This window comes from Pseudomonas sp. NMI760_13, assembly GCF_021283245.1.
GTDB classification, from domain to species: Bacteria; Pseudomonadota; Gammaproteobacteria; order Pseudomonadales; family Pseudomonadaceae; genus Aquipseudomonas; species Aquipseudomonas peradeniyensis.
This window is the reverse complement of record NZ_JAJSRC010000004.1, coordinates 40,076-65,656: the sequence shown is the minus strand read 5'-3', so window position 1 is coordinate 65,656 and position 25,581 is coordinate 40,076. Positions and strand designations below refer to the sequence as shown.

Below are 25,581 nucleotides of genomic sequence, written 5' to 3'. Positions count from 1 at the left end.
CGAAGGGGCCCTTGTAGGGCCCCGCAAGGATAAGCGTTGAAACTCAGTTCCAGCCAGCCCGGTCCATCAAGCGAATCGCTTCGGCCTGGCGCTTGCCGGCGACTTCCACCGGAATGCTGTCGGCCTTGAAGCTGCCCCAGGCCGCGACTTCCGTCGAAGGCATGACCTTCGGGTTGGCCGGGAACTCCTGGTTGATGTCGGCGAACAGCTTCTGCGCCTCCTCGCCGGTCATCCACTCCACCAGTTTCTTCGCCGCTTCCGGATGCGGCGCATGCTTGGTCAGGCCGATGCCCGACAGGTTGACGTGCACGCCACGGTCGCCCTGGTTGGGCCAGAACAGCTTCACCGGCAGGTCGGGCTTTTCCTTGTGCAGGCGCCCGTAGTAGTAGGTGTTGACGATGCCCACGTCGCACTGGCCGGCGGCGATGGCCTGGATCACCGCGGTGTCGTCGGAGAACACATCGGTGGACAGATTGTTGACCCAGCCCTTGATCAGCTTCTCGGTCTCGGCCTCGCCGTGGTTCTCGATCAGCGTGGCGGTCAGCGACTGGTTGTAGACCTTCTTCGCCGTACGCAAGCACAGGCGGCCTTCCCAATTTTTGTCGGCCAAGGCTTCGTAGGTGGTCAGCTCCGCCGGCTTGACCCGCTCGGTGGAGTAGGCGATGGTCCGCGCACGCAGGCTCAGGCCGGTCCAGTCATGGGACGAGGCGCGGTACTGCGCAGGGATATTCTGGTCGATGACCGCCGACTTGATCGGCTGCAGGATGCCCATCTGCTCGGCCTGCCAGAGGTTGCCGGCATCGACGGTGAGCAGCAGGTCGGCCACGCCGTTCTCGCCCTCGGCCTTGATGCGCTGCATCAGCGGGGCTTCCTTGTCGGTGATGAACTTGATCTTGACGCCGGTCTTGGCGGTATAGGCGTCGAACACCGGCTTGATCAGCTCATCGATGCGCGAGGAGTACACCACCACTTCATCCGCCGCCTGGGCGGTGCCGCCGAACAGAGTGAGGGCCAGGGCGGCCAGTAGGGGCTTGCGGGGCAACATCGGGGGTACTCCTCGCTGGATTGAGAAGTGTAAATGGTAGTGAATCCCATTTTCCTGCTCATCTGTCGAGGAGTTACCGGATGTTGCAAGGGGCTGATTGCGAGGGCTGCACAGCAGCACCGATCATTCGAAATTGCCCTGCAACTGGTGGATCTGCCGCCGCTGCTTCTTGTTCGGTCGCCCATCGCTGGTCATGCCCAGCGCGCCCGCCTTGCGCATCTCGGCCGCCTGTTCGCGACGTTTCACGCTCTCGGCAGTTTCCTCGTAGAGCGTCTGCGCCTCGGGCGCTCCGCGGCGCACCACCGACAATGCCCTGACCACCACGGTGCGCTCGTCGAAACCGGTGCGCAGCACGAACTCGTCGCCCACCCGCGGCTCCTTGCCCGGCTTGCAGCGCTCGCCCCGGCAGTGCACCTTGCCGCTTTCGATCGCCGCCTTGGCCAAGGCGCGGGTCTTGTAGAAGCGCGCCGCCCACAGCCATTTGTCCAGGCGTACCTTGTCGTCGTCTTCAGGCTTTTGTGCCATGGTCTTTCCTCGAATTCTGTCTTTCACGGAACTGTACTACCGTGACTGACGGATGCAAAAAGTCCGTGCCGTCATTACAGTTCACCTCCATATCCCCAGGGCACGCTTCGTGAAGACATTTGACCACCTGACTGTGATCGGCCTGCGCGAGTGGGTCGCCCTGCCCGAGCTGGGTGTCGCCGGCCTGCGCGCCAAGATCGACACCGGTGCCAGCACCTCCAGCCTGCACGCCACCGAGGTCGAACCGTTCGAGCGCGATGGCCAGCCATGGGTGCGTTTCACCGCGCACCTGGGCTCGGTGGTGCAGTTGCGCCACCGACGTTGCGAGGCGCCGCTGGTGACCATGAAGACCATCAAGAGCTCCAATGGCCAGGCCCAGATCCGCTATGTGATCCGCACGGCCCTGGCGCTCGGTGACCGGGTCTGGGAAGTCGAATTCACCCTGGCCTGCCGCAAGAGCATGCGCTATCGGCTGCTGCTCGGCTCGAAAGCGCTCATCCATGGCCAGCTGGTGGTCAACCCAGGTCTGAAGTACGTCCAGGACAAACCGGCCTTCCCGGCCACCCTTTCCCCTGTCACAGGTGCTGCATGAAGATCGCTGTGCTGTCGCGCAATCCGCGTCTGTATTCCACCCGCCGCCTGGTCGAGGCCGGTATCCAGCGGGGCCACGAAGTGGTGGTGATCGACACGCTCCGGGCCTATATGAACATCGCCAGCCACAAGCCGCAGATCCATTACCGCGGCAAGCCGCTGGAGGGGTTCGATGCAGTGATCCCGCGCATCGGCGCATCGGTCACTTTCTATGGCTGCGCGGTGCTGCGCCAGTTCGAGATGATGGGCGTCTACCCGCTCAACGAGTCGGTGGCCATCGCCCGCTCGCGGGACAAGCTGCGCTCGCTGCAACTGCTGTCTCGGCGCGGTATCGGCCTGCCGATCACCGGTTTCGCCCACTCGCCGGACGACATTCCCGACCTGATCCAGATGGTCAACGGCGCGCCACTGGTGATCAAGGTGCTCGAAGGTACCCAGGGCATCGGCGTGGTGCTGTGCGAAACCGCCAAGGCCGCCGAGTCGGTGATCGAGGCGTTCATGGGCCTGAAGCAGAACATCATGGTCCAGGAATACATCAAGGAGGCCGGGGGCGCCGATATCCGCTGCTTCGTGGTGGGCGACAAGGTGATTGCCTCGATGAAGCGCCAGGCCAAGCCGGGCGAGTTCCGCTCCAACCTGCACCGTGGCGGCGTGGCCAGCCTGATCAAGATCACCCCGGAAGAGCGCATGACCGCGATTCGCGCGGCGAAGGTCATGGGCCTGAGCGTGGCGGGGGTGGATATCCTGCGATCCAATCACGGGCCGCTGGTGATGGAGGTGAATTCATCGCCGGGGCTGGAGGGTATCGAGGTGACCACCGGCAAGGACGTGGCCGGGATGATCATCGAGCACCTGGAGAAGAACAGCGGGCCGAATCAGACACGGACCAAGGGCAAGGGTTGAGATTCCGGGGCTGCTGCGCAGCCCATCGCGGCACAAGGCCGCTCCTACAGGGACTCGCGCAGTCCTGTAAGAGCGGCCTGATGTCGCGAAAGGGCCGCAAAGCGGCCCCGGAAATCACACGGCATTACGCGGCAACAACAACCCCAGCGGCAACCTCACTCGCGCCTCGATCCCGCCACCGGAGCGATTGCGCAACTCCACATTGCCGCCATGCTGCGCGGCAATGCGCTTGACGATCGCCAGCCCCAACCCGGTGCCCTTGCCGCCCCGTGCCCGGTCGCCACGGATGAACGGGTTGAAGATGGTCTCCAGCTCCGACTCGTCGATGCCCGCGCCTCGGTCCAGCACGCTGAGCACCACATACGGCGCGCTCTGCTCGCCCGACACATAGGCCGCCACCTCCACGCCCTTGCCGGCGTGATGCAGGGCGTTGCCGATCAGGTTGCCCAGCATGCGCTTGAGCGACACCCGGCGCAGCGGGAACGGCGGGATCGGCTCCAGGCACAGCCGTACCTGCTCCTTGTGCTGGTTGTAGGGCGCCACCACTTCGTAGATCAGGTCGTTGAGGTCGACCTCCTCCACCGGTTCGTCGCGCCCGTCACGAATGAACGCCAGGAACTGGTCGAGGATCGCGTCCATGTCTTCGATGTCACGGACCATGTCCTCGCTGAGGTCGCTGTCGTTGTCCATCAGCGACAGCGACAGGCGCAGCCGGGTCAGCGGCGTGCGCAGGTCATGGGACACTCCGGCCAGCATCAGCTCGCGCTCACGCCCGGCCTGCTCGACATCCTCGGCCATCTGGTTGAACGCGCGGTACACCTCGGTCATCTCGCTGGGGGTGTCGCTGATCGGCAGGCGCACGCTGCGCCCCTGGCCCAGCTGGCGGGCAGCGAACACCAGGCGCTTGAGCGGCTGGTTGAGCTGACGCACAAAGATCCACGCCGATGCCGTGGACAACAGGCCGATGGCCAGGAACCAGCCCAGTACGTTCCAGATCTTCTGCCCACGCAGCGGGTGCGGATACAGCGGCACCTTGAGCCAGCCCGGGCCCAGGCTCGGGGCATTCACCCACAGCGCGGGCGGCGCGTGGATGCGCAGGCGCACCTCGGTGTCATCGCCCAGTTCGGCCTGCATCTGGCGCTGGTAGATCTCGCTGTACGGCCAGTGCTGCTCGCCCTCCGGCACGCCGGCGCCGGTCACCCGGATCAGCCCGGCCGCCTCGGCGATCTGGTCACGGTTCTCTTCATCCGCAGCCCAGTAGGCGCGCAGCGTCAGGGCCACGCCGTGGCTGTACTGGCGGTCGACCAGCACGTCCTCGTTCATCAGCAGGTACACGAGCGTCAGTGCCTTGGAAAACAGCACGACGATCAGCACCAGCCAGAGGGTGCGGGCGAAGAAGCTTTGCGGGAACCAGAGAGGCGTTTTCATCGATCAACTACTGTACTGAAAGGGCCGGCCGCCACAGACGCAAACAGGGCGACCCGCGTGGGTCGCCCTGCTGCACCCTGACGAGCCGACAGGCTCATTTGCCGGCGTTTCCGTCCGGCACGAAGACGTAGCCCACACCCCATACGGTCTGGATGTAGCGTGGTTTGGACGGATCGGGCTCGATCATCCGGCGCAGGCGCGAGATCTGCACGTCGATGGAGCGCTCCAGGGCGTCCCACTCGCGGCCACGGGCCAGGTTCATCAGCTTGTCGCGGGTCAGCGGCTCGCGGGCGTGCATCACCAGGGCCTTGAGCACGGCGAACTCACCGGTGGTGAGCATGTGTGTCTCTTCGCCGCGCTTGAGTTCGCGGGTGGCCAGCGACAGTTCGTAGTCGCCAAAGGTGACGGTCTCTTCCTCGCTGCCCGGCGCGCCCGGCACGCTCGGGGACTGGCGGCGCAGCACGGCCTTGACCCGGGCCACCAGTTCGTCGGGGTTGAACGGCTTGGCCAGGTAGTCGTCGGCGCCCAGCTCCAGGCCCTTGATACGGCTGAGCTCGTCGCCCTTGGCGGTGAGCATGATGATCGGGATCTGGTTGTTCGACGCGCGCAGGCGCTTGCACGCGGACAGGCCGTCCTCGCCCGGCAGCATCAGGTCGAGGACCACCAGGTTGAACACTTCACGGGCCAGCAGGCGGTCCATCTGTTCGACGTTGGGCACGGTGCGGACACGGAAGCCCTTGCTGGTGAAGAAACGGTCCAGCAGGCTGCTCAGGCCCGGGTCGTCGTCGACGATGAGAATCTTGTCGCCTTCTGCGGCGTTTGCGGTGCTGGTCATGAATAACTCCTCTGATATCGCCGCGCATTATGGCGTAGCCATTGCAGCGCGTGCCGTGTGCATTGTTAGCAGATTTTTCCCCCGGCGCCACTTCCAGGCTTGTGGGAGCGGGTTTACCCGCGAAGAAACCAGCACGGTGCCTGACAAGGACTTGACCCTGTTCGCGGGTAAACCCGCTCCCACATCGGTATAATGCGCCGCTTTAAATCCTTGCCAGGTGGTTTTCATGGACAGCATCAACAGCCGTATCGCCGAGGAACTGGGCGTGCGCCCACAACAGGTCGAAGCGGCCGTGGGCCTGTTGGACGAAGGATCGACCGTGCCCTTCATCGCCCGTTACCGCAAGGAAGTGACCGGCAGCCTGGATGACACCCAACTGCGCCACCTGGAAGAACGCCTGCGCTACCTGCGCGAGCTCGACGATCGTCGCGCCAGCATCCTGGCCAGCATCGAGGAGCAGGGCAAGCTGACCCCGGAGCTGGCCCGCGAGATCAAGCTGGCCGACACCAAGACCCGCCTCGAAGACCTGTACCTGCCGTACAAGCAGAAGCGCCGCACCAAGGGCCAGATCGCCCTGGAAGCGGGCCTGGGCGAGTTGGCCGACGGCCTGTTCAACGATCCGCAGCTGAACCCGGAAAGCGAAGCGGCACGTTTCGTCGACGCCGAAAAAGGCGTGGCCGACGTCAAGGCTGCCCTGGAAGGCGCCAAGTACATCCTCATGGAGCGCTTCGCCGAGGACGCTGCCCTGCTCGACAAGCTGCGCAGCTTCCTCAAGCAGGAAGCGGTGCTGACCGCCCGCGTGGTTCCCGGTAAAGAAGAAGAAGGCGCCAAGTTCCGCGACTACTTCGCCCACGACGAGCTGCTGCGCACCGCGCCGTCGCACCGCGCCCTGGCGATCTTCCGCGGACGCAACGAAGGCGTGCTGAGCGCCTCGCTGAAAGTCGGCGAGGAGCTGCCGGGCACCCTGCACCCGTGCGAGCTGATGATCGGCCAGCAGGTCGGCATCGAGAACCGCAACCGCCCGGCCGACAAGTGGCTGGGCGAAGTGGTGCGCTGGACCTGGAAGGTCAAGCTGTACACCCACCTGGAAACCGACCTGTTCGGCGAGCTGCGCGACAACGCCGAAGGCGAGGCGATCAACGTCTTCGCCCACAACCTGCACGACCTGCTGCTGGCCGCCCCGGCCGGTCCGCGCGCAACGCTGGGCTTCGACCCGGGCCTGCGCACCGGCTGCAAGATCGCCGTGGTCGATGCTACCGGCAAGCTGCTGGACCACACCACGGTCTACCCGCACGCGCCGAAGAACGACTGGGACCGCACCATTTCCATCATGGCCGCGCTGTGCGCCAAGCACTCGGTCGAGCTGATCGCCATCGGCAACGGCACCGCCAGCCGCGAAAGCGACAAGCTGGTGGCCGAGCTGGTCAAGAAATACCCGGCCCTGAAGATCACCAAGATCATGGTCTCCGAGGCCGGCGCCTCGGTGTACTCGGCTTCCGAGCTGGCTGCTCGCGAGTTCCCGGACCTGGATGTGTCGATCCGTGGCGCCGTGTCCATCGCCCGTCGCCTGCAGGACCCGCTGGCCGAACTGGTGAAGATTGACCCGAAATCCATCGGCGTCGGCCAATACCAGCACGACGTGTCGCAGGTGAAGCTGGCCCGTGGCCTGGACGCCGTGGTCGAGGACTGCGTGAACGCCGTGGGCGTCGACGTCAACACCGCTTCCGTGGCGCTGCTGACGCGCATTTCCGGCCTCAACGCGACCCTGGCGCAGAACATCGTCAGCCACCGCGACGCCAACGGCCCGTTCGCCACCCGTGCCGCGCTGAAGAAAGTCAGCCGCCTGGGCGAGAAGACCTTCGAACAGGCCGCCGGCTTCCTGCGCGTGATGAACGGCGACAACCCGCTGGACGCCTCGGCGGTGCACCCGGAAGCCTACCCGCTGGTGCAGCGCATCGCCGCCGACACCGACCGCGACATTCGCTCGCTGATCGGCGACAGCGGTTTCCTCAAGCGCCTGGACCCGAAGAAGTTCACCGACGAAAGCTTCGGCCTGCCGACCGTCACCGACATCCTCCAGGAGCTGGACAAGCCGGGCCGCGACCCGCGCCCGGAGTTCAAGACCGCCACCTTCCAGGACGGCGTCGAGGACCTCAAGGACCTGGAGCCGGGGATGATCCTCGAAGGTGTGGTGACCAACGTCACCAACTTCGGTGCCTTCGTCGACATCGGCGTGCACCAGGACGGCCTGGTGCACATCTCGGCGCTGTCCGAGAAGTTCGTCAAGGACCCGCGTGAAGCGGTCAAGGCCGGCGACGTGGTCAAGGTCAAGGTCATGGAAGTGGACATCCCGCGCAAGCGCGTCGGCCTGTCCATGCGCATGAGCGACACCCCCGGCGAGAAAGTCGAGGGCAACCGCGGCGGCAACCGTGGCAACGGCGGCAACCGCCAGCAGCAGGCGCCGCGCCAGCGCGAGACCAGCGCCGCCACCGCACCGGCCAACAACGCCATGGCGGCACTGTTCGCCAACGCCAAGCAGCTGAAGAAGAAGTGATGGACGTACCGAAAGCGTACGTCGAGAGCGCCTTCAGCCAATTGCTGGGTTGCCGCCTGCAACGCCTGGACACGGGTGTTGCAGAGGTGGCCCTGGCGCTCGAGCCGCACCTGCGCAACCGCGGCCAGAAGCTGCACGGCGGGGCGATCTTCAGCCTGGTGGACATCGCCATGGGCCTGGCCTGCTCGGCCAGCCATGGCTTCGACCAGCAGAGCGTGACCATCGAGTGCAAGATCAACTACATGCGCGCCGTCAGCGAGGGCGAGGTGCTGTGCACCGCCCGGGTGCTGCACGCCGGGCGGCGCACGCTGGTGGTCGACGCCGACGTGCTTCAGGACGACAAGCTGGTGGCCAAGGCGCAGGGAACCTTCGCGGTTCTCTAGCTGACAGGCCCCCATCTGCGGTATTTTCGGCGTATTGCTGTACACCTGATCGCGGGGCAAGCCCGCTCCCACGAACGCTCACAGGCTTCGTGGGAGCGGGCTTGCCCCGCGATCAGGCGGATATAGGCCAGCGACGGAACCGCGTAAACCAGGCGACAACGCCAGTTCCTTTCCCAACTACCCTTGTAGACCGTCATCCCTACCCCCATATTGGGGCGACTGACGCGTGAAGGAATCCATCTTGAGCGACCTCCTCAACCGCCGCCTGAGCCTGCTCGGCGACAATATCGACCTGCTCAAGCAGTGCCTGCACGGCATTGAGCGCGAATGCCTGCGGGTGACCCACGACGGTCGCCTGGCCCAGACCCCGCACCCCGAAGCCCTGGGTTCGGCGCTGACCAACGAGCAGATCACCACCGACTATTCCGAGTCGCTGCTGGAGTTCATCACCCCGGCCCTGGCCGACCCGGCCAAGGTGCTCGAGAGCCTCGAGCAGATCCACCGTTTCGTCTACACCAAGCTGGGCGACGAATACCTGTGGAGCCCGTCGATGCCCTGCGCGCTGCCGGCCGAGGAAGACATCCCGATCGCCGAATACGGCAGCTCGAACATCGGCAAGCTCAAGCACGTCTATCGCAAGGGCCTGGCCCTGCGTTACGGCCGTACCATGCAGTGCATCGCCGGCATCCACTACAATTTTTCCCTGCCCGAGGCGCTGTGGCCGTTGCTGCGCGACGCCGAAGGCGGCGAGCAGGACGACCGCGACTACCAGTCCTCGGCCTATATCGCGCTGATCCGCAACTTCCGCCGCTACAGCTGGCTGCTGATGTACCTGTTCGGCGCGTCCCCGGCCCTGGACAAAGGCTTCCTGCGCGGTCGTGCGCACCAGCTCGAAGAGCTGGATGCCGAGACGCTCTACCTGCCCTACGCCACCAGCCTGCGCATGAGCGACCTGGGTTACCAGAGCAACGCCCAGGCAGGCCTGACGCCCTGCTACAACAACCTCGCCAGCTACACCGACAGCCTGCGCAAGGCGGTGGGCACGCCCTACCCGCCCTATGTCGAGGTCGGCACGCACAAGGATGGCGAGTGGGTGCAGTTGAACACCAACATCCTGCAGATCGAGAACGAGTACTACTCGAACATCCGCCCCAAGCGCGTCACCTATACCGGCGAGCGGCCTATCCAGGCCCTGACCTCCCGTGGCGTGCAGTACGTGGAAGTACGCTGCCTGGACATCAACCCGTTCCTGCCGGTGGGTATCGACCTGACCGAAGCGCGCTTCCTCGACGCCTTCCTGCTGTTCTGCGCGCTGGAAGAGAGCCCGCAACTGGACAACGGCGAGTGCGGCCAGTGCACCGACAACTTCCTCACCGTGGTCAAGGAAGGCCGCCGGCCTGGCCTGGAACTGCACCGTGACGGCCAGCCGATCGAGCTGAAAGTGTGGGCCAGCGAATTGATCGGCCGCATCGGGCAGTTGGCCGAGTTGCTCGACCATGCCCAAGGTGGCGACGAACATGCCAAGGCTCTGGAAGCGCAACAGGCCAAGGTCGATGACGCCTCGCTGACGCCATCCGCCCAGGTGCTGGCACGCATGGCCGAACACAACGAAAGCTTCATCGAGTTCTCCCTGCGCCAAAGCCGGAACCACGCCGAGACCTTCCGTGAGCAGCCGCTGCCCACCGAGCGCCAGCAGGCCTTCGAGACCCTCGCCCGCGAATCCCTGGCCGAGCAGTCGCGCCTGGAGCAGCAGGAAGTGGGTGACTTCGACCTGTTCGTCGGTGCCTACCAGGCCAGCATCCTGGCGATCAGCAACTGATGACCCGCCCCGCCACCCCGCGCAAGCCACGCGCCAGCAGCCAGGCCAGGATCGAAGCGATCCTCGCTGCGGCCCGCGAGCTGCTGGCCGGACAAGGGGTGGCGGCGCTGTCGATCTACAGCGTGGCTGAACGGGCGCAAATTCCGCCGTCTTCGGTGTATCACTTCTTCGCCAGCGTGCCAGCCTTGCTCGAGGCACTGACCGCCGACGTGCATCGGGCTTTTCGCGAGGCCCTGAACGCACCCATCGACAGCACTGCATTCAGTACCTGGCCGCAACTGTCGAGGCTGATCGAGCAGCGCATGCTCGACATCTACACCGAAGATGCCGCAGCGCGGCAGCTGATCCTGGCCCAGCATGGGCTGAGCGAAGTGGTACAGGCCGACCGTCAGCACGACCTGGAGCTGGGCGAGCTGATGCACAGGCTGTTCGATCGGCATTTCCAGCTGCCTACGATGCCTCGAGATGTGGATGTGTTCGCGTTGGCGATGGAGCTGAGCGACCGGGTGTATGCCCGCTCGATGCAGCTGCATGAAGCGATCACGCCGCGCATGGCGGAAGAGGGAATGCGGGTGTTCGAGGCGTATCTGGGGCTGTATCTGCCGCCGTTTCTGGCCAAGCGGTCGGCTTGAGATCCCTGGGGCCGCTTTGCGGCCCTTTTCGCGGCACGAGGCCGCTCCTACAGGGGTTATGCGATCCCCTGTAGGAGCGGCCTCGTGCCGCGAAAAGGGCGCACAGCGCCCTCTATCCAGACCATCACAACTTGGCGATGGACACCTCGGTCGATTTCACGAAGGCGATCACCTCACTGCCCACCTGCAATTCCAGCTCCTTCACGGAACGGGTGGTGATCACCGAAGTGACGATACCGGAGGCGGTCTGCACGTCGATTTCCGACAGTACCGGGCCTTCGAGGATTTCCTTCACGGTGCCTTTGAACTGGTTGCGAACGTTGATGGCTTTGATGGTCATGGCGTCATTCCTTTTGCGGCTTCGAGGATTCAGTGAGCCCAACGCAACTGCGTGGGCAAGGGGGCTACAGGCTCCGGCTCGGGCGGCGTGCCCGGGACGGACAGAACACGGTTGAGCACTTCGCTTTCCAGCGCCGCCAGGCGGTGCGAACCCCGCACCCGTGGCCGGGGCAGGTCGACGACCAGGTCCAGGCCGACGGCGCCGTCTTCGATCAGGATCACCCGGTCGGCCACGGCGACGGCTTCGCTGACGTCGTGGGTGACCAGCAGCACGGTGAAACCGTGCTGGCGCCACAGGCGCTCGATCAATTGCTGCATTTCGATACGGGTCAGGGCATCCAGCGCGCCCAATGGCTCGTCCAGCAGCAGCAGGCGCGGCTGGTGGATCAGCGCCCGGGCCAGGGCCACCCGCTGCTTCTGGCCGCCGGACAACGCCGCCGGCCAGTCGTTGGCGCGATCGACCAGGCCGACCGCCGCCAATGCCTCCAGGGCGCGGGGCCGCCAGTTTCCGGACAAGCCCAGGCCGACGTTGTCGATCACTTTCTTCCAGGGCAGCAGGCGCGCGTCCTGGAACATCAGGCGGGTATCCTCGCGGGCCTCGGCCAGCGGCGCGGCCCCCGCCAACAGTTGGCCGGCGCTGGGTTGGTCGAGCCCGGCCAGCAGCCGCAACAAGGTGCTCTTGCCGCAGCCACTGCGGCCGACGATGGCGACGAACTGGCCGGCCGGAATGTGCAGGTCGATGCCGCGCAGCACTTCACGCTGGCCGAAGGTGCGACGCAGGTCCCGGGCCGCCAGGGGGATGCCACGCAGCAGGCGTGGCGGCTGTTCCTTGAGCACGGTCATCATGCGCCCTCCTTCTTCGCCACCTGGTACGCCGGGTGCCAGCGCAGCCACACCCGCTCCAGGCCACGGGCGGCCAGGTCGGCCAGCTTGCCGAGCACCGCGTACAGGACGATGGCCAGCACCACCACATCGGTCTGCAGGAACTCGCGGGCGTTCATCGCCAGGTAGCCGATGCCGGCGTTGGCCGAAATGGTCTCGGCGACGATCAGCGTCAGCCACATGAAGCCCAGGGCAAAGCGCACGCCGACCAGGATCGAGGGCAGCGCCCCCGGCAGGATCACCTGGCGGAACAACGCAAAGCCCGACAGCCCATAGCTGCGCGCCATCTCCACCAGCGCCGGATCGACGTTGCGGATCCCGTGGTAGGTGTTCAGGTAGATGGGGAACAGCGTCCCCAGCGCCACCAGGAATATCTTTGCCGACTCGTCGATGCCGAACCACAGGATCACCAGCGGGATCAGCGCCAGGTGCGGCACGTTGCGGATCATCTGCACCGAGCTGTCGAGCAGGCGCTCGCCCCAGTTCGACAGGCCGGTGACGAAGCCCAGCAACAGGCCGAGGCTGCCGCCGATCACGAAGCCCAGGCCGGCACGCCAGCCGCTGATGGCCAGGTGGGTCCAGAGCTGGCCGCTGCGCACCAGCTCGACACCGGCACTGACCACCGCGCTCGGCGCCGGCAGGATGCGTGTCGACAGCCAGCCCGCGCTGACCGCCAGCTGCCATACCGCCAGCAGCAGGATCGGCAGGGCCCAGGGCGCCAGGCGCTTCGACCAGGTGGTTGGGGATGCTCGACTCATGGCCCCGGTCCTCAGCTCTGCGACACGGACTTGGGCAGGATGTCGTTGGCGACCATTTCACCGAACGGGCTCACGTAGCCACCGGTCTTCGGTTGTTCCGGGCGCTGCACGTCCAGGTGCGGGAACAGCAGCTCGGCGACCCGGTACGACTCTTCCAGGTGTGGATAACCGGAGAAGATGAAGGTGTCGATGCCAAGATCGGCGTATTCCTTGACCCGCGCCGCGACGGTCGGGCCATCGCCCACCAGCGCGGTGCCGGCACCGCCACGCACCAGGCCGACACCGGCCCACAGGTTCGGCGCCACTTCCAGCTTGTCGCGCTTGCCGCCATGCAGGGCGGCCATGCGTTGCTGGCCGACCGAGTCGAAGCGCGCCAGCGACGCCTGGGCACGGGCGATGGTGTCGTCGTCCAGGTGCGAGATGAGCCTGTCGGCGGCGGCCCAGGCCTCTTCATTGGTTTCCCGCACGATCACGTGCAGGCGGATGCCGAAGCGCACTTCGCGGCCTTGGGCCGCAGCCTTCTCGCGCACCTGGGCGATCTTCTCGGCGACGGCCGCCGGTGGCTCGCCCCAGGTCAGGTATAGCTCGACCTGCTCGGCGGCCAGGTCCTGGGCGGCCTCGGAGGAACCACCGAAGTACAGCGGCGGGCGCGGTTGCTGGATCGGCGGGTAGAGCAGCTTGGCGCCCTTCACCTGGATATGCTTGCCGTCGTAGTCGACCGTTTCGCCTTCGAGCACCTTGCGCCAGATGCGGGTGAATTCCACCGACGCCTCGTAGCGTTCCTGGTGGTTCAGGTGCAGGCCATCGCCGGCCAGTTCGTCCGGATCACCGCCGGTCACCAGGTTGAACAGCGCACGGCCGTTGGACAGGCGATCCAGGGTGGCGGCCTGACGGGCGGCCACTGTCGGCGAAATGATTCCCGGACGCAGGGCCACCAGGAACTTCAGGCGCTCGGTCACCGGAATCAGCGAGGCCGCCACCAGCCAGGAGTCCTCGCAGGAACGTCCGGTGGGGATCAGCACGCCGCCAAAGCCCAGGCGGTCGGCGGCCTGGGCGATCTGGCTCAGGTAGCCGTGGTCGACGGCGCGGGCGCCTTCGCTGGTGCCCAGGTACTTGCCGTCACCGTGGGTGGGGAGGAACCAGAAGATGTTAAGGCTCATTGGAGTTGTCTCCTCAAGGGTGGCTCAAGCCGGGGCGACGCCCCGGCGCAGGCGAATCGTTCAAGGCGCGCTGGCGACCTTGGCCGGGGGTGTCCAGATCACATCCTTGATGCTCAAGGGCTTGGGAATCAGCTTCAGGGCCTGGAAGGTGTCGGCGATCTTCTGCTGCGCGGCGATCACGTCCGGGGTCAGCGGCGCGGCGCCGTAACCCTGGCGTTTCACCGAGGTCAGGGTGATGTCGGCGGGCAGGCCGAGCAGCGGCGCGACCTGGTCGGTGACCTGCTGCGGGTTGGCCCGGGACCACTCGCCCACGGCGCGCACTTCCTCGACCAGGGTGTTGATCACCGCCGGGTGCTGGGTGGCATAGCTGCGGGTGGCGAGGTAGAACTGGTGGTTGTCGACCAGGTCCTCGCCGTCACGCAGGGTGCGTGCCTGCAGCTGTTGTTCGGCGGCGGCCTGGTACGGGTCCCAGATCACCCAGGCGTCGACACTGCCGCGCTCGAAGGCGGCGCGGGCGTCGGCCGGCGGCAGGTAGACGGGCTGGATATCGGTGTACTTGAAGCCGGCGTCCTCCAGGGCGCGCACCAGCAGGTAGTGCACGTTGGAGCCCTTGTTGAGGGCGACTTTCTTGCCCTTGAGTTCCTTCACCGACTGGATCGTCGATCCCTTCGGTACCAGGATCGCCTCGCTGTGCGGAGCTGGCGGCTCATAGGCGACATACAGCAGGTCGGCCCCCGCGGCCTGAGCGAACACCGGCGGTGTTTCGCCGGTCACGCCGAAATCGATGGAACCGACGTTGAGGCCTTCGAGCAGTTGCGGGCCGCCGGGGAACTCGGTCCATTGCACGTCGATGCCCTGTTCCTTCAGGCGCTTTTCCAGCGAGCCCTTGGCCTTGAGCAGCACCAGGGTGCCGTATTTCTGGTAACCAATGCGCAGGCTCTCGGCCTGGGCTTGAGTGATGGCGCCGAAGGACACAGCCGCCGCAAACAGGGCGACCAGACCGCGACGCAAGAAGACTGTGCGCATGGCGCTCTCCTGTGCGAATGGGTTCGGGTAGCACCTGCTTGCCTCGTTGACGGGCGAGTAAGGTGGGAAAAACGGTCAAGCGGTGTAGCGAGGGATCAGATGCTCCAACGGGCGCTGATCAGGCGTTCGTTGAGTTCGCCCGGTACCACCGGCCGAGGCCGGCGCGCCAGGGCGCTGTGGAACGTTTCCAGCGAATCCTGCAGGCGCTGCTCCAGGGCAGCGGCCAGTTGCGCGGGCCTGGCGCCTTCGCCGTAGGCGATCTGGCTGTCGTCGGCGAAGATCCCCTGCAGGGTCTCCTGCGCCTTGAGGGCCGACAGCACGGGCTTGAGGGCGTAGTCCACGGCCAGCATGTGGGCGATGCTGCCACCGGTGGCGATCGGCAGGACCACCTTGTGTTCCAGGGCACGCTCGGGCAGCAGGTCGAGCAAGGTCTTCAGGGCGCCGGCGAACGACGCCTTGTACACCGGTGTGGCGACCACCAGGCCATCGGCCTGGGCCACCAGCTCATTGAAGTGACGCACCTGCGGGCTGTCGAAGCGCGCGTGGAGCAGGTCCTCGGCGGGGAATTCCCGCACCTGGAAGGTCACCACCTCGACGCCGCGCTCCTGCAGCCAGTCGCGCGAGCGCTCTAGCAGCACGCCGGAGCGTGAACGAAGACTGGGGCTACCACCGACAGAAACAACCAGCATTGAAAGCGCTTCCTTCGATTCGATTGCAGGGCCGCGAGGGGTTGTCCCCGCTGGATGGAAGTGACATTAACAGTTAGTCATATATATCTAGAAATCATATTTTCGTATTTATTTATTCCATATAGAGATATTCAGATTTATCTCTGTAGGAGCGGCCTTGTGCCGCGAAAGGGCCGCAAAGCGGCCCCGGCGATAAGTGCATTGACGCTGAAAATCCTGGGGGTGCTGCGCACCCCTTTCGCGGCACAAGGCCGCTCCTACAGGCTTTCGGTAGACATAAAAAAGGGCCGTCGAAACGGCCCGAAGATCCCTGCTTGGCTAAGAGCAATGCAACGAGCAATACCTCATCGATTTGGTTGCGGGGTCAGTCGCAGATAGGGTTTCACCGCCCGGTACCCTTTCGGGAAGCGCCGCTTGATTTCGTCCTCGTCCTTGAGCGAAGGCACGATCACTACCTCGTCGCCGTCCTGCCAGTTGCCTGGCGTGGCGACCTTGTAGTTGTCGGTCAGCTGCAGCGAGTCGATCACCCGCAGGATCTCGTTGAAGTTGCGCCCGGTACTGGCCGGATAGGTAATGGTCAGGCGCACCTTCTTGTTCGGGTCGATGACGAACAGCGAGCGCACGGTCAGGGTGTCGCTGGCGTTGGGGTGGATCAGGTCGTACAGGTCGGAGACCTTGCGGTCGGCGTCGGCGATGATCGGGAAGTTGACCACGGTGTTCTGGGTCTCGTTGATGTCATCGATCCACTTGTGGTGCGAGTCGACCGGGTCCACCGACAGGGCGATGGCTTTCACGCCACGCTTGGCGAAGTCTTCCTTGAGCTTGGCGGTTAGGCCCAGCTCGGTGGTGCACACCGGGGTGAAGTCGGCCGGGTGGGAGAACAGCACGCCCCAGCTGTCGCCCAGCCATTCGTGGAAACGGATCTTGCCGGCGCTGGAATCCTGTTCGAAATCGGGGGCGATATCGCCGAGTTTGAGGCTCATGAAAGCGGCTCCTGTGCTGTGTCTGGCCTTGTGGGTTCAATGTGCCTGCTTCCGAATAAAAATAAAAAGAATAAATATCGATTTATTTATAACCATTAAGCATACGGATTCGCAGACACAAAAAAGCCTCGCACTAGGCGAGGCTTTCTCGTTGCAGCTACGACTTACATGAAGGCGTAAGTGTAGTTGACGATGAAGCGAGTCTGATCCTGGTCGTTCGCAGCGCCCGAACCGGTGCCACGGTAGACGCCCTGGCGCAGGCTGAAGCCCAGGCCCTTGAGGGTGCCTTCCTGCAGAACGTAGTCGACGCGAGCGTCACGCTCCCACTCGCTGAAGGTACCGTGGCCGTCGGTGTTACGACCATCCTGACCGCGCAGGTAGGCTACCGAAGCCTTCAGGCCCGGCACGCCCAGGCGGGCGAAGTCGTAGGAGTACTGACCGAAGGTGGTGTTTTCACCGGCCTTGGCGAACTGGTTGATCATGCTGTCGGTGAACAGGTAGAAGCTGGCACCGCCCGCACCTTCGGCACGGCCGTTGCCATCAACGACACCGCCCTGGTTCAGCCAGACGAAGCCACCATCATCGTTGACCTGCTGATGGCCGAGCATCAGCGCGTGGCCACCGAGGGTATAGGTGAACATGGCGGACCAGGTCTTGTTGTCGACCTTGCCGGTTTCCTTGGCATAACCGCCGTTGTTGTTGAAGTTGTAGCCGCCACCGTGGCCGTTCTTGCCATCGCTGCTGCTGTCGAAGTAGCGCAGGTCGGTCTTGAACGACTGGTCGTCAGCGATCTTGAAGACGTGGGTGGCGCCCAGGAAGCTCTGCTTGTAGAAGTCTTCCAGGTTCGAGTAGTAGTACTGCAGGGTCAGGTCTGGAGTGAGCTTGTAGTCCAGGCCACCGTAGCGGAACTTGTTGCTGTCAGCGGTCGCGCCGTTGACCGACAGGCCGGTACGGTTGCTCGAGGCACGACCCATTGCGTGGGTCAGCTGACCGGCGTTGATGGTCAGGTTGTCGATTTCCTTCGAGGTGATGGTTGCACCTTCGAAGGTCTGCGGCAGCAGACGACCGTCGTTGGAGACCAGGATCGGCAGCATCGGTGCCAGGGCGCTACCGAAGTGCGCTTCGGTCTTGGAGAAGCGGGCCTTGGCGTTGGCGCCAACGCGTGCCCACTGGCTTACCGAAGAGCCGTCGGTATCGTCCGGAAGGAAGCCGGACTTGTGGTAGCCCTTGCCACCATCGAGGTGGATACCCCACACGGCCTGGGCATCGACACCGAAGCCTACGGTGCCTTCAGTGAAGCCGGAGATGTAGTCGAGCTTGAAACCTTGACCGGTTTCACGCTGATCCGGACGCTTGCCGGCCGGACGAGTCGCGGTTGCCGGAGTGGCGTGCGCTTCGCGGTTGTTGTTGTCGAAGTACATGGTGCGCGAGCTCAGGGACAGCTTGCTGTCTTCGATGAAACCGGCAGCGCCTGCTTGTTGGGCGAGAACCCCCAGTGCCACGGCCAGGGCCAGGCTGGACTTGTACATGTTTTGCTCCTCTACGTTCTAATTTTTGTGCGTCTCAAGCGGCGGAGTCTGCTGCCCCACTCACCCGGATTGGCGATTTAGCACCAATGCGTGACCGCCAAGTCAATCGCTAACGGTCGATCTGCGACTTTGGTCTAACCCGCCGACCTGCGCTACAGGATAATGACAATCCTATAAATCCAAAATGACCGTTTTATGAATCTGTAAGATTTTTACGGAATAACATCGGAACCATTCCTACGAAACGCTGTATCGACGCCGTCAATCATACCTTTAGGTTATGTGCAAACGTTTGCCGAGCTGTCGACCGATGGTACCCCCGCAGGAACCGAACAAGACTAGCCGTCTTGAGCGATTCCGCCAGCTTCCCACCTCGTGTGGGAGCGAGCCCGTAAACCGCGCAGGTTCAGAGCGTTTGGCTTTTAAGCTAATTCTAAAAAGTTATTTATTTACTATTTCTTAGATCATCTAGTCTTCTCGCCATCCATCCCAGAATGCCTGACGAGAGGTTCAACCATGATCCCGCATGCTCCGCTGCGCCTGTTCGCCGCCCTGACCCTCGCCAGTGCCAGCTGGCTGGCCCAGGCCGCCGACCTGACCGTCGCCTACCAGACCACCGTCGACCCGGCCAAGGTGGCCCAGGTCGATGGCACCTATGAAAAGGACAGCAAGGCCAGCATCGACTGGCGCAAGTTCGATAATGGCGCCGATGTGATCACCGCCGTCGCCTCGGGCGACGTGCAGATCGGCTACCTCGGCTCCAGCCCGCTGGCCGCCGCCGCCACTCGCAAGCTGCCGGTCGAGACCTTCCTGATCGCTACCCAGATCGGCGCCGGCGAGGCCCTGGTCGCCCGTGACAACATCAAGACCCCGCAGGACCTGATCGGCAAGAAAGTCGCCGTGCCGTTCGTTTCCACCGGCCACTACAGCCTGCTGGCCGCGCTCAAGAGCTGGAACATCGACCCGTCGAAAGTGCAGATCCTCAACCTCGCGCCACCGGCGATCATCGCCGCCTGGAAGCGCGGCGACATCGACGCCACCTACGTCTGGGACCCGGCCCTGGGCGTGGCCAAGGAAAACGGCAAGGTGCTGATCACCTCGGGCGAGCTGGCCGAGAAAGGCGCGCCGACCTTCGATGCCTGGATCGTGCGCAAGGACTTCGCCGCCAAGCACCCGGAGATCGTCAAGTCGTTCGCCAAGGTCACCCTCGATGCCTACGCCGACTACCGCAAGGACCCGAAAGCCTGGCTGGCCGACAAGGACAACGTCGCCAAGCTGGTCAAGCTGTCCGGCGCCAAGCCTGCCGATATCCCGGTACTGCTGCAGGGCAACGTCTATCCGCTGGCCGCCGACCAGGCCAGCGCACTGCGCGAGCCGACCACCCAGGCACTGACCGACACCGCCACCTTCCTCAAGCAACAGGGCAAGGTCGACGCCGTGCTGCCCGACTACTCGCCCTACGTCAGCGCCCAATACCTGCCCAACTGATCCGGAGCCCGTCATGGCCTTGCTCGAACTGGAGCGCATCAGCGCACAGTACCCCGGCGCCGCTACCCCGGTGCTGGCCGACATCAACCTGAGCCTGGGCCCGCGCCAGCTGCTGGTGGCCCTCGGGCCGTCCGGCAGCGGCAAGACCTCGTTGCTCAACCTGATCGCCGGCTTCGTTGCCCCCAGCGGCGGGCGCATCAGCCTCGACGGCGCGCCAGTGCAAGGCCCTGGCGCCGATCGCGGCGTGGTGTTCCAGGACGATGCCCTGCTGCCCTGGCAGGACGTGCTCGGCAACGTCGCCTTCGGCCTCGAGCTGGCCGGCGTGCCCCGTGTCCAGCGTGAAGCCAAGGCCCGCGAGATGCTGGCGCTGGTCGACCTCGCCGGCTTCGGCGAGCGGCGTATCTGGCAATTGTCCGGCGGGCAGAAGCAGCGCGTGGGCCTGGCCCGGGCGCTGGCCGCCGACCCGCGGGTGCTGTTGATGGACGAGCCGTTCGGCGCCCTCGATGCCTTTACCCGCGAACAGATGCAGGAGCTGCTGTTGCAGGTCTGGCAGCGCACCGCCAAACCAGTGTTCCTGATCACCCACGACATCGAAGAGGCGGTGTTCCTCGCCACCGAGCTGGTGCTGCTGGCGCCCAATCCGGGGCGTGTGGTCGAGCGTCTGCAACTGGACTTCGGCCAGCGCTACGCCGCTGGCGAGTCGGCCCGGGCGATCAAGTCCGATCCCCGCTTCATCGAAACCCGCGAGCACGTGCTGGCGCGGGTGTTCTCGCAACGTCAGGAGTCCGCATGAGCAGTATCGAATTGCCGGCCGCCGCCAAGCGGGCACCACGCACGCCTCCTGTCGTGAAAACCCGCAAGCCCTTGCCGACCCGCTGGATCAGCACCCTCACCCTGGCCTCCCTGTTGCTGGCGTGGTGGCTGGTAACCGCCGCCGGCTGGGTCGAACCCCTGTTCCTGCCCTCGCCCGCCGATATCCTGGCCAAGGGCTGGACGCTGCTTACCCAGGGCTACATGGATGCCAGCCTGTGGCAGCACCTGGGCGCAAGCCTGGGCCGTATCGGCCTGGCGCTGGTGGCGGCGACCCTGACCGCCATCCCCGTCGGCCTGGCCATCGGCTACAACCGCGTGGCCCGTGGCATCCTCGACCCGCTGATCGAGTTCTACCGGCCGATCCCGCCGCTGGCCTACCTGCCGTTGATCGTCATCTGGTGCGGCATCGGCGAGCTGTCGAAGGTGCTGCTGATCTACCTGGCGATCTTCGCCCCGATCGCCATCGCCACCGCCACCGGCGTGCGCACCGTCGACCCGGCCAAGCTGCGCGCCGCGCAGTCGCTGGGGGCCACCCGGGCGCAACTGATCCGCCATGTGATCCTGCCCAGCGCCCTGCCCGACATCCTCACCGGCATCCGCATCGGCCTTGGCGTGGGCTGGTCGACCCTGGTCGCCGCCGAGCTGATCGCCGCCACCAGCGGCCTGGGCTTCATGGTGCAGTCGGCGGCGCAGTTCCTGGTCACCGACGTGGTGGTGCTGGGGATCCTGCTGATCGCCCTGATCGCCTTCACCCTGGAAATGGGCCTGCGCGCCCTGCAGCGCAAGCTGGTGCCCTGGCATGGCCAGAGCCACTGATCCGTCACGACCATTCGCGGGGCAAGCCCGCTCCCACGCAGCCGTCTCACCTCGTGGGAGCGGGCTTGCCCCGCGATAGAACTTCTCGGCCTGCACGAGAAACGAACCTTCAAGCGAGACCGACATGAGCCTGACCATCACCCCTCTCAGCCCGGCCCTTGGCGCGCAGATCAGCGGCGTGGACATCAGCCGCGACATCACCCTCGAACAGCGTGATGCCATCGAGCAGGCGCTGCTCGAACACCAGGTGCTGTTCTTCCGCGACCAGCCGATCACCCCCGAGCAACAGGCCCGTTTCGCCGCGCGCTTCGGCGACCTGCACATCCACCCGATCTACCCCAATGTGCCGCAGACGCCGCAGGTACTGATCCTCGACACCGCGGTCACCGACGTGCGCGACAACGCCGTCTGGCACACCGACGTGACCTTCCTGCCGACTCCCGCGCTGGGCGCGGTGCTCAGCGCCAAGCAGTTGCCGGCCTTTGGCGGCGACACCCTGTGGGCCAGCGGGATCGCCGCGTTCGAGGCGCTGTCGGCGCCGCTGCGCACGATGCTCGACGGCCTGACCGCCACCCACGATTTCACCAAGTCGTTCCCGCTGGAGCGCTTCGGCACCACCGCCGAAGACCTGGCGCGCTGGGAAGCCACCCGGCGCAACAACCCGCCACTGTCGCACCCGGTGGTGCGTACCCACCCGGTCAGCGGGCGCAAGGCGCTGTTCGTCAATGAAGGTTTCACCACGCGGATCAACGAGCTGAACGAGCAGGAGAGCGAGGCGCTGCTCAAGCTGCTGTTCGCCCATGCGACGCGGCCGGAGTTCAGCATTCGCTGGCGATGGCAGGAAAATGACGTGGCGTTCTGGGACAACCGCGTCACGCAGCATTTTGCTGTGGATGATTACCGACCCAATCGGCGGGTGATGCACCGGGCGACCATCCTGGGGGATGCGCCGTTCTGAGCCCCAGGGAGGCCTTTGGCCTCCTTTCGCGGCGCAAGGCCGCTCCTACAGGAGATCACATTCCCCTGTAGGAGCGGCCTTGTGCCGCGATAAGGGCCGCAAAGCGGCCACAGCGATCTACCTGACCAGATGCAGGTACTGCATGTGCCGCTCGTACTGGTCGAGGATGTCGTTGATGATCTGCTCCTTGCTGTAGCCCACCAGATCATAGTTCTGGCTACCTTCGCTCAAGTGCACCTCCGCCCGGTAGTAGCGACGGTTCTTCAACTCCTGGGTACCCAACCCACCCAACGCGAACGACGGCGTGAAGTAGCCACGCATCTGCACCTGGTAGATGAACGGCTGCTCCTCGCCATGGCCGATCTTCAGGCTGACGTTGTCATGGCTCGGATCGTCCTGGGTGATCAGCACCAGCCCCTTCTGCTCGAACACCTCGCGCACCTCGGCGATCGCCGGGCGCACCACGTCGTCCATGAAGCGATACACCTCGTCCCGCGACGGGAAGTGCACGGCCTGGCTCAGGCGCTGGCGCCAGCCGCCACGCCCACGCCGGGACTGGGCGAAGGGTGCCAGCGAATGCATCTGCGCGATCTGCCGCTGGCTTTCCAGGTAGAAGGCCTTGTGCAGCCCCCACATCATGCACAGCAGGATCAGCGAGAACGGCAGCGAGGTCAGCACCACCGCCGACTTCAGCGAATCGATGCTGCCGGCGAACAGCAGCGCGCTGGTGATCAGCGCGGTCATCGCGCCCCAGAAGATGCGCAGCCAGTTCGGGCCGTCCTCGTCGGCGCCACCGCCCTTGGCAGACAGCGTCGACAGCACCACCGTGCCGGAGTCGGCCGAGGTGACGAAGAACACGAAGCTGATGAACACCGTCACGGCGATCACCGTCTTGCTCCACGGGTAGGTTTCCAGCAGCAGGTACAGGCTCATCGACGGGTTGTCGATGGCCGACTGGCCGAGGGCGGTCATGCCGTGGTTGATCACCTGGTCCAGGGCGCTGTTGCCGAAGATCGACATCCACGCCAGGGTGAAGCCCAGCGGGATCAGCAACACGCCGAAGACGAACTCACGGATGGTGCGCCCGCGCGAAATCCGCGCGATGAACAGCCCCACGAACGGCGCCCAGGCAATCCACCAGGCCCAATAGAACACCGTCCAGCCACCCAGCCAGTCGCGTTGCTCGCCGTAGGCGTACACATCAAAGCTCTTGCGCGGCAAGGCGCCCAGGTAGTCACCGAGGTTCTGGATCAGGGTATTGAACAGGTGCTGGGTGGGCCCGGCGAACAGCACGAACAGCAGCAGCGCGCAGGCCAGGAACAGGTTGATGTCGCTCATCACCCGCACGCCCTTCTCCACCCCGGCGACCGCCACGGCCACCGCCGCGCCCATCATCAGGGTGATGAGGATCACCTGCACCCACTGGCTGTGGCTGATGCCGAACAGGTAGTCGAGGCCGGCGTTCAGGTGCAGCACGCCGAAGCCCATGTCGGCCCCCAGGCCAAACACCGTGGCGATGATGCCGAAGCCGTCCACCGCGTAGCCGATCGGGCCGTTGATGCGTTTGCCTATCAGCGGGTAAAGCGCCGAGCGCAGGGCCAGCGGCAGGTTGTGCCGGTAGGCGAAGTAGGCCAGCGCCATGCCGACGAAGGCGAACACGCCCCAGCCGTGCAGGCCCCAGTGCAGGAACAGGATCTGCATCGCCTGGCGCCCGGCCTCGGCCGTGCCGGCCTCGCCCTGCGGCGGCTGGAGCATGTGGGTCAGCGGCTCGGAGACGCAGAAGAAGAACAGGGTGATGCTGATGCCGGCGGCGAACAGCATGCCGGCCCAGGACAGGTAGCTGAACTCGGGCTCGTCGTGGTCGGCGCCAAGCTTGATCTTGCCGTAGCCGGACAGGGCGGTAACCACCACGAAGACCAGGTACAGGGTCATGGCCAGCATGTAGTACCAGCCGACGGTGTTGGCCGCCCAGTTCTGCGCCGCCAGCAGCCAGTCGCCGGCCGCCTGGGGCTGGGCGATGACGACCAGGCCGAAGAGGAGGATGAAGCTTGCCGCGAAGTAGAACACGGGGGGGTTCATGCGGATCTTGCCGTGGGCAAGGTCGGGGGTCGGTGCACTCATTGAACAGGCACCTCGTCGAAGGACGTGAGGTTCGGATTGAACGGGTTCAGCAAAGGCGATTCCTCCTTTTGAACACCGGCAATGGACCAGCGTTTTTCGTTGAACAAGCGTTCAAGTTAAACATGGATCGAGTTTCAATGCGACCCGATGACGCTGGGCGGGGCATCGAGTGTCTAGCACGTGGGAGCGGGCTTGCCCCGCGATGGCGATGGTTGAACTGACGTCGCCATCGCGGGGCAAGCCCGCTCCCACGGTCCAGACACTCGATGCTAGAGGGCTTTCTTGCCCTCGCAATCCAACTGCAGGTTAGCCTGGGTAATATTGCTGTCAGCCGGCACGCTGCGAGTCAGCCAGACGTTGCCGCCGATGGTCGAACCCTTGCCGATGGTGATCCGCCCGAGGATGGTCGCACCCGCGTAGATGACGACGTCGTCCTCGACGATCGGGTGGCGTGCCAGGCCCTTGTGCAAGTTGCCCGACTCGTCGCTGGGGAAGCGCTTGGCGCCCAGGGTCACGGCCTGGTAGATACGCACCCGCTCACCGATGATCGCGGTCTCGCCGATCACCACGCCGGTGCCGTGGTCGATGAAGAAGCTCGGGCCGATCTGCGCGCCGGGGTGGATGTCGATGCCGGTGGCCGAGTGCGCCAGCTCCGAGCTGATCCGCGCCAGCAGCGGCAGGCCGGCCTGGTACAGGTGGTGGGCCAGGCGGTGGTGGATGATCGCCAGGATGCCCGGGTAGCACAGCAGCACCTCGTCGACGCTGCGCGCCGCCGGGTCGCCGTGGAAGGCCGCGAGCACGTCGGTGTCCAGCAGCACGCGCAGGGCCGGCAGGGCCGCGGCGAAGTCCTGGATCAGGCGCAGGGCATGGCCATCGACATCGACCACATCGGTCTTGCCATGGCGCGCCGCGTAGCGCAGCTCCAGGCGGGCCTGGGCCAGCAGCGCGGTGAGCGCGGCGTCGAGGGTGTGGCCGACGTAGAAGTCTTCGCTCTCTTCACGCAGGTCCACCGGGCCCAGGCGCATGGGGAACAGCGCGCCGCACAGCTGCTCGAGAATCTGCCGCAGCGCCTCGCGCGACGGCAGCTCGCGCCCGCCCTGCTCGCCGCTGCTGCGGCCGTTGTTGCTGCGCCACTGCTCACGGGCGCTGCGCAGGCCACTGACGATGCCCTGCAGTTGCCAGTGCCCGGTTGATGGTTGTTCGCTCACGGTGTTTCTCCTGCCGGATAGGCCAACTGTTTTTATCGCCGGGTAGGGCCCCTTCGCGGGTAAACCCGCTCCCACAGGGACCGTATTGCCCTTGAG

24 protein-coding genes are annotated in these 25,581 nt (G+C 65.1%); 10 read left to right on the top strand and 14 right to left on the bottom strand.

What is annotated here, in order from left to right; all coding sequences use genetic code 11:
- Positions 1-43: 43 nt before the first annotated feature.
- Together LU671_RS05705 and LU671_RS05700 are read right to left on the bottom strand one after the other, a co-directional pair.
- Entirely contained in the window at positions 44-1,045 is a 1,002-nt protein-coding gene (locus LU671_RS05705; RefSeq protein ID WP_232854981.1) for an extracellular solute-binding protein, read from the bottom strand.
- 123 nt (positions 1,046-1,168) lie between these two features.
- The gene (locus LU671_RS05700) at positions 1,169-1,570 is read right to left on the bottom strand and encodes an RNA-binding S4 domain-containing protein (RefSeq protein ID WP_203649562.1); all 402 of its coding nucleotides are present in this window, start codon (positions 1,568-1,570) and stop codon (positions 1,169-1,171) included.
- A gap of 109 nt (positions 1,571-1,679) precedes the next feature.
- On the opposite strand from LU671_RS05700, the gene rimB reads away from it, so the two are divergent.
- Together rimB and rimK are read left to right on the top strand one after the other, a co-directional pair.
- Positions 1,680-2,162 (top strand): retropepsin-like aspartic endopeptidase RimB, encoded by a 483-nt coding sequence (gene rimB, locus LU671_RS05695; RefSeq protein WP_028689207.1) that lies wholly within the window; start codon positions 1,680-1,682, stop codon positions 2,160-2,162.
- Positions 2,159-3,064 (top strand): 30S ribosomal protein S6--L-glutamate ligase, encoded by a 906-nt coding sequence (gene rimK / locus LU671_RS05690; RefSeq protein ID WP_203649560.1) that lies wholly within the window; start codon positions 2,159-2,161, stop codon positions 3,062-3,064. Before rimB ends, rimK begins: the two co-directional genes overlap by 4 nt.
- Positions 3,065-3,178: 114 nt before the next feature.
- On the opposite strand, the gene LU671_RS05685 is transcribed toward rimK, so the two are convergent.
- The gene (locus LU671_RS05685; protein ID WP_232854980.1) at positions 3,179-4,492 is read right to left on the bottom strand and encodes an ATP-binding protein; all 1,314 of its coding nucleotides are present in this window, start codon (positions 4,490-4,492) and stop codon (positions 3,179-3,181) included.
- A 94-nt stretch (positions 4,493-4,586) separates the two neighbouring features.
- On the bottom strand, positions 4,587-5,327 hold the full coding sequence (ompR, locus tag LU671_RS05680) for an osmolarity response regulator transcription factor OmpR (protein ID WP_028689209.1): 741 nt from the start codon (positions 5,325-5,327) through the stop codon (positions 4,587-4,589).
- A gap of 226 nt (positions 5,328-5,553) precedes the next feature.
- On the opposite strand from ompR, the gene LU671_RS05675 reads away from it, so the two are divergent.
- From LU671_RS05675 to LU671_RS05660, 4 genes are all read left to right on the top strand, one after another.
- Positions 5,554-7,881, top strand: coding sequence for a Tex family protein (locus tag LU671_RS05675; protein ID WP_232854979.1), 2,328 nt, complete (start codon positions 5,554-5,556; stop codon positions 7,879-7,881).
- Positions 7,881-8,264: a PaaI family thioesterase gene (locus LU671_RS05670; protein WP_110735521.1), complete on the top strand. Its 384-nt coding sequence runs from the start codon at positions 7,881-7,883 to the stop codon at positions 8,262-8,264. The genes LU671_RS05675 and LU671_RS05670 overlap by 1 nt, the downstream gene beginning before the upstream one ends.
- A 241-nt stretch (positions 8,265-8,505) precedes the next feature.
- Entirely contained in the window at positions 8,506-10,083 is a 1,578-nt protein-coding gene (gene gshA / locus LU671_RS05665; RefSeq protein WP_232854978.1) for a glutamate--cysteine ligase, read from the top strand.
- On the top strand, positions 10,083-10,715 hold the full coding sequence (locus LU671_RS05660; protein ID WP_232854977.1) for a TetR/AcrR family transcriptional regulator: 633 nt from the start codon (positions 10,083-10,085) through the stop codon (positions 10,713-10,715). The genes gshA and LU671_RS05660 overlap by 1 nt, the downstream gene beginning before the upstream one ends.
- A gap of 124 nt (positions 10,716-10,839) precedes the next feature.
- On the opposite strand, the gene LU671_RS05655 is transcribed toward LU671_RS05660, so the two are convergent.
- The 8 genes from LU671_RS05655 to LU671_RS05620 form a co-directional block, all read right to left on the bottom strand.
- Entirely contained in the window at positions 10,840-11,055 is a 216-nt protein-coding gene (locus LU671_RS05655; RefSeq protein WP_008095172.1) for a TOBE domain-containing protein, read from the bottom strand.
- A 29-nt stretch (positions 11,056-11,084) separates the two neighbouring features.
- Positions 11,085-11,897: an aliphatic sulfonates ABC transporter ATP-binding protein gene (ssuB, locus tag LU671_RS05650; protein WP_203652577.1), complete on the bottom strand. Its 813-nt coding sequence runs from the start codon at positions 11,895-11,897 to the stop codon at positions 11,085-11,087.
- The gene (gene ssuC, locus LU671_RS05645) at positions 11,897-12,694 is read right to left on the bottom strand and encodes an aliphatic sulfonate ABC transporter permease SsuC (protein WP_232854976.1); all 798 of its coding nucleotides are present in this window, start codon (positions 12,692-12,694) and stop codon (positions 11,897-11,899) included. Before ssuC ends, ssuB begins: the two co-directional genes overlap by 1 nt.
- An 11-nt stretch (positions 12,695-12,705) precedes the next feature.
- Positions 12,706-13,854, bottom strand: coding sequence for an FMNH2-dependent alkanesulfonate monooxygenase (gene ssuD / locus LU671_RS05640; protein WP_203649551.1), 1,149 nt, complete (start codon positions 13,852-13,854; stop codon positions 12,706-12,708).
- A gap of 60 nt (positions 13,855-13,914) precedes the next feature.
- The gene (locus tag LU671_RS05635) at positions 13,915-14,880 is read right to left on the bottom strand and encodes a sulfonate ABC transporter substrate-binding protein (protein WP_232854975.1); all 966 of its coding nucleotides are present in this window, start codon (positions 14,878-14,880) and stop codon (positions 13,915-13,917) included.
- Positions 14,881-14,975: 95 nt separating this feature from the next.
- Entirely contained in the window at positions 14,976-15,569 is a 594-nt protein-coding gene (gene ssuE, locus LU671_RS05630; RefSeq protein ID WP_203649547.1) for an NADPH-dependent FMN reductase, read from the bottom strand.
- A gap of 344 nt (positions 15,570-15,913) precedes the next feature.
- Positions 15,914-16,552 carry a peroxiredoxin gene (locus LU671_RS05625; RefSeq protein WP_028689219.1) on the bottom strand — a complete coding sequence of 213 codons (639 nt, stop codon included), beginning with the start codon at positions 16,550-16,552 and terminating at the stop codon, positions 15,914-15,916.
- A 164-nt stretch (positions 16,553-16,716) separates the two neighbouring features.
- Positions 16,717-18,081, bottom strand: coding sequence for an OprD family porin (locus LU671_RS05620; protein WP_203649544.1), 1,365 nt, complete (start codon positions 18,079-18,081; stop codon positions 16,717-16,719).
- A 516-nt stretch (positions 18,082-18,597) separates the two neighbouring features.
- Between LU671_RS05620 and tauA the strand changes: the two genes are divergently transcribed.
- From tauA to tauD, 4 genes are all read left to right on the top strand, one after another.
- The gene (tauA, locus tag LU671_RS05615) at positions 18,598-19,569 is read left to right on the top strand and encodes a taurine ABC transporter substrate-binding protein (protein ID WP_232854974.1); all 972 of its coding nucleotides are present in this window, start codon (positions 18,598-18,600) and stop codon (positions 19,567-19,569) included.
- A 13-nt stretch (positions 19,570-19,582) separates the two neighbouring features.
- Positions 19,583-20,362 (top strand): taurine ABC transporter ATP-binding subunit, encoded by a 780-nt coding sequence (gene tauB, locus LU671_RS05610; RefSeq protein ID WP_203649540.1) that lies wholly within the window; start codon positions 19,583-19,585, stop codon positions 20,360-20,362.
- On the top strand, positions 20,359-21,198 hold the full coding sequence (gene tauC, locus LU671_RS05605) for a taurine ABC transporter permease TauC (RefSeq protein ID WP_203649538.1): 840 nt from the start codon (positions 20,359-20,361) through the stop codon (positions 21,196-21,198). The genes tauB and tauC overlap by 4 nt, the downstream gene beginning before the upstream one ends.
- Positions 21,199-21,322: 124 nt before the next feature.
- Entirely contained in the window at positions 21,323-22,156 is an 834-nt protein-coding gene (tauD, locus tag LU671_RS05600) for a taurine dioxygenase (protein ID WP_232854973.1), read from the top strand.
- 117 nt (positions 22,157-22,273) lie between these two features.
- Here tauD and betT read toward each other — a convergent pair whose 3' ends face one another.
- Both betT and epsC read right to left on the bottom strand, forming a co-directional pair.
- On the bottom strand, positions 22,274-24,235 hold the full coding sequence (gene betT, locus LU671_RS05595; protein ID WP_162232990.1) for a choline transporter BetT: 1,962 nt from the start codon (positions 24,233-24,235) through the stop codon (positions 22,274-22,276).
- Positions 24,236-24,546: 311 nt separating this feature from the next.
- Positions 24,547-25,485 (bottom strand): serine O-acetyltransferase EpsC, encoded by a 939-nt coding sequence (gene epsC / locus LU671_RS05590; protein ID WP_232854972.1) that lies wholly within the window; start codon positions 25,483-25,485, stop codon positions 24,547-24,549.
- Positions 25,486-25,581: the final 96 nt, after the last annotated feature.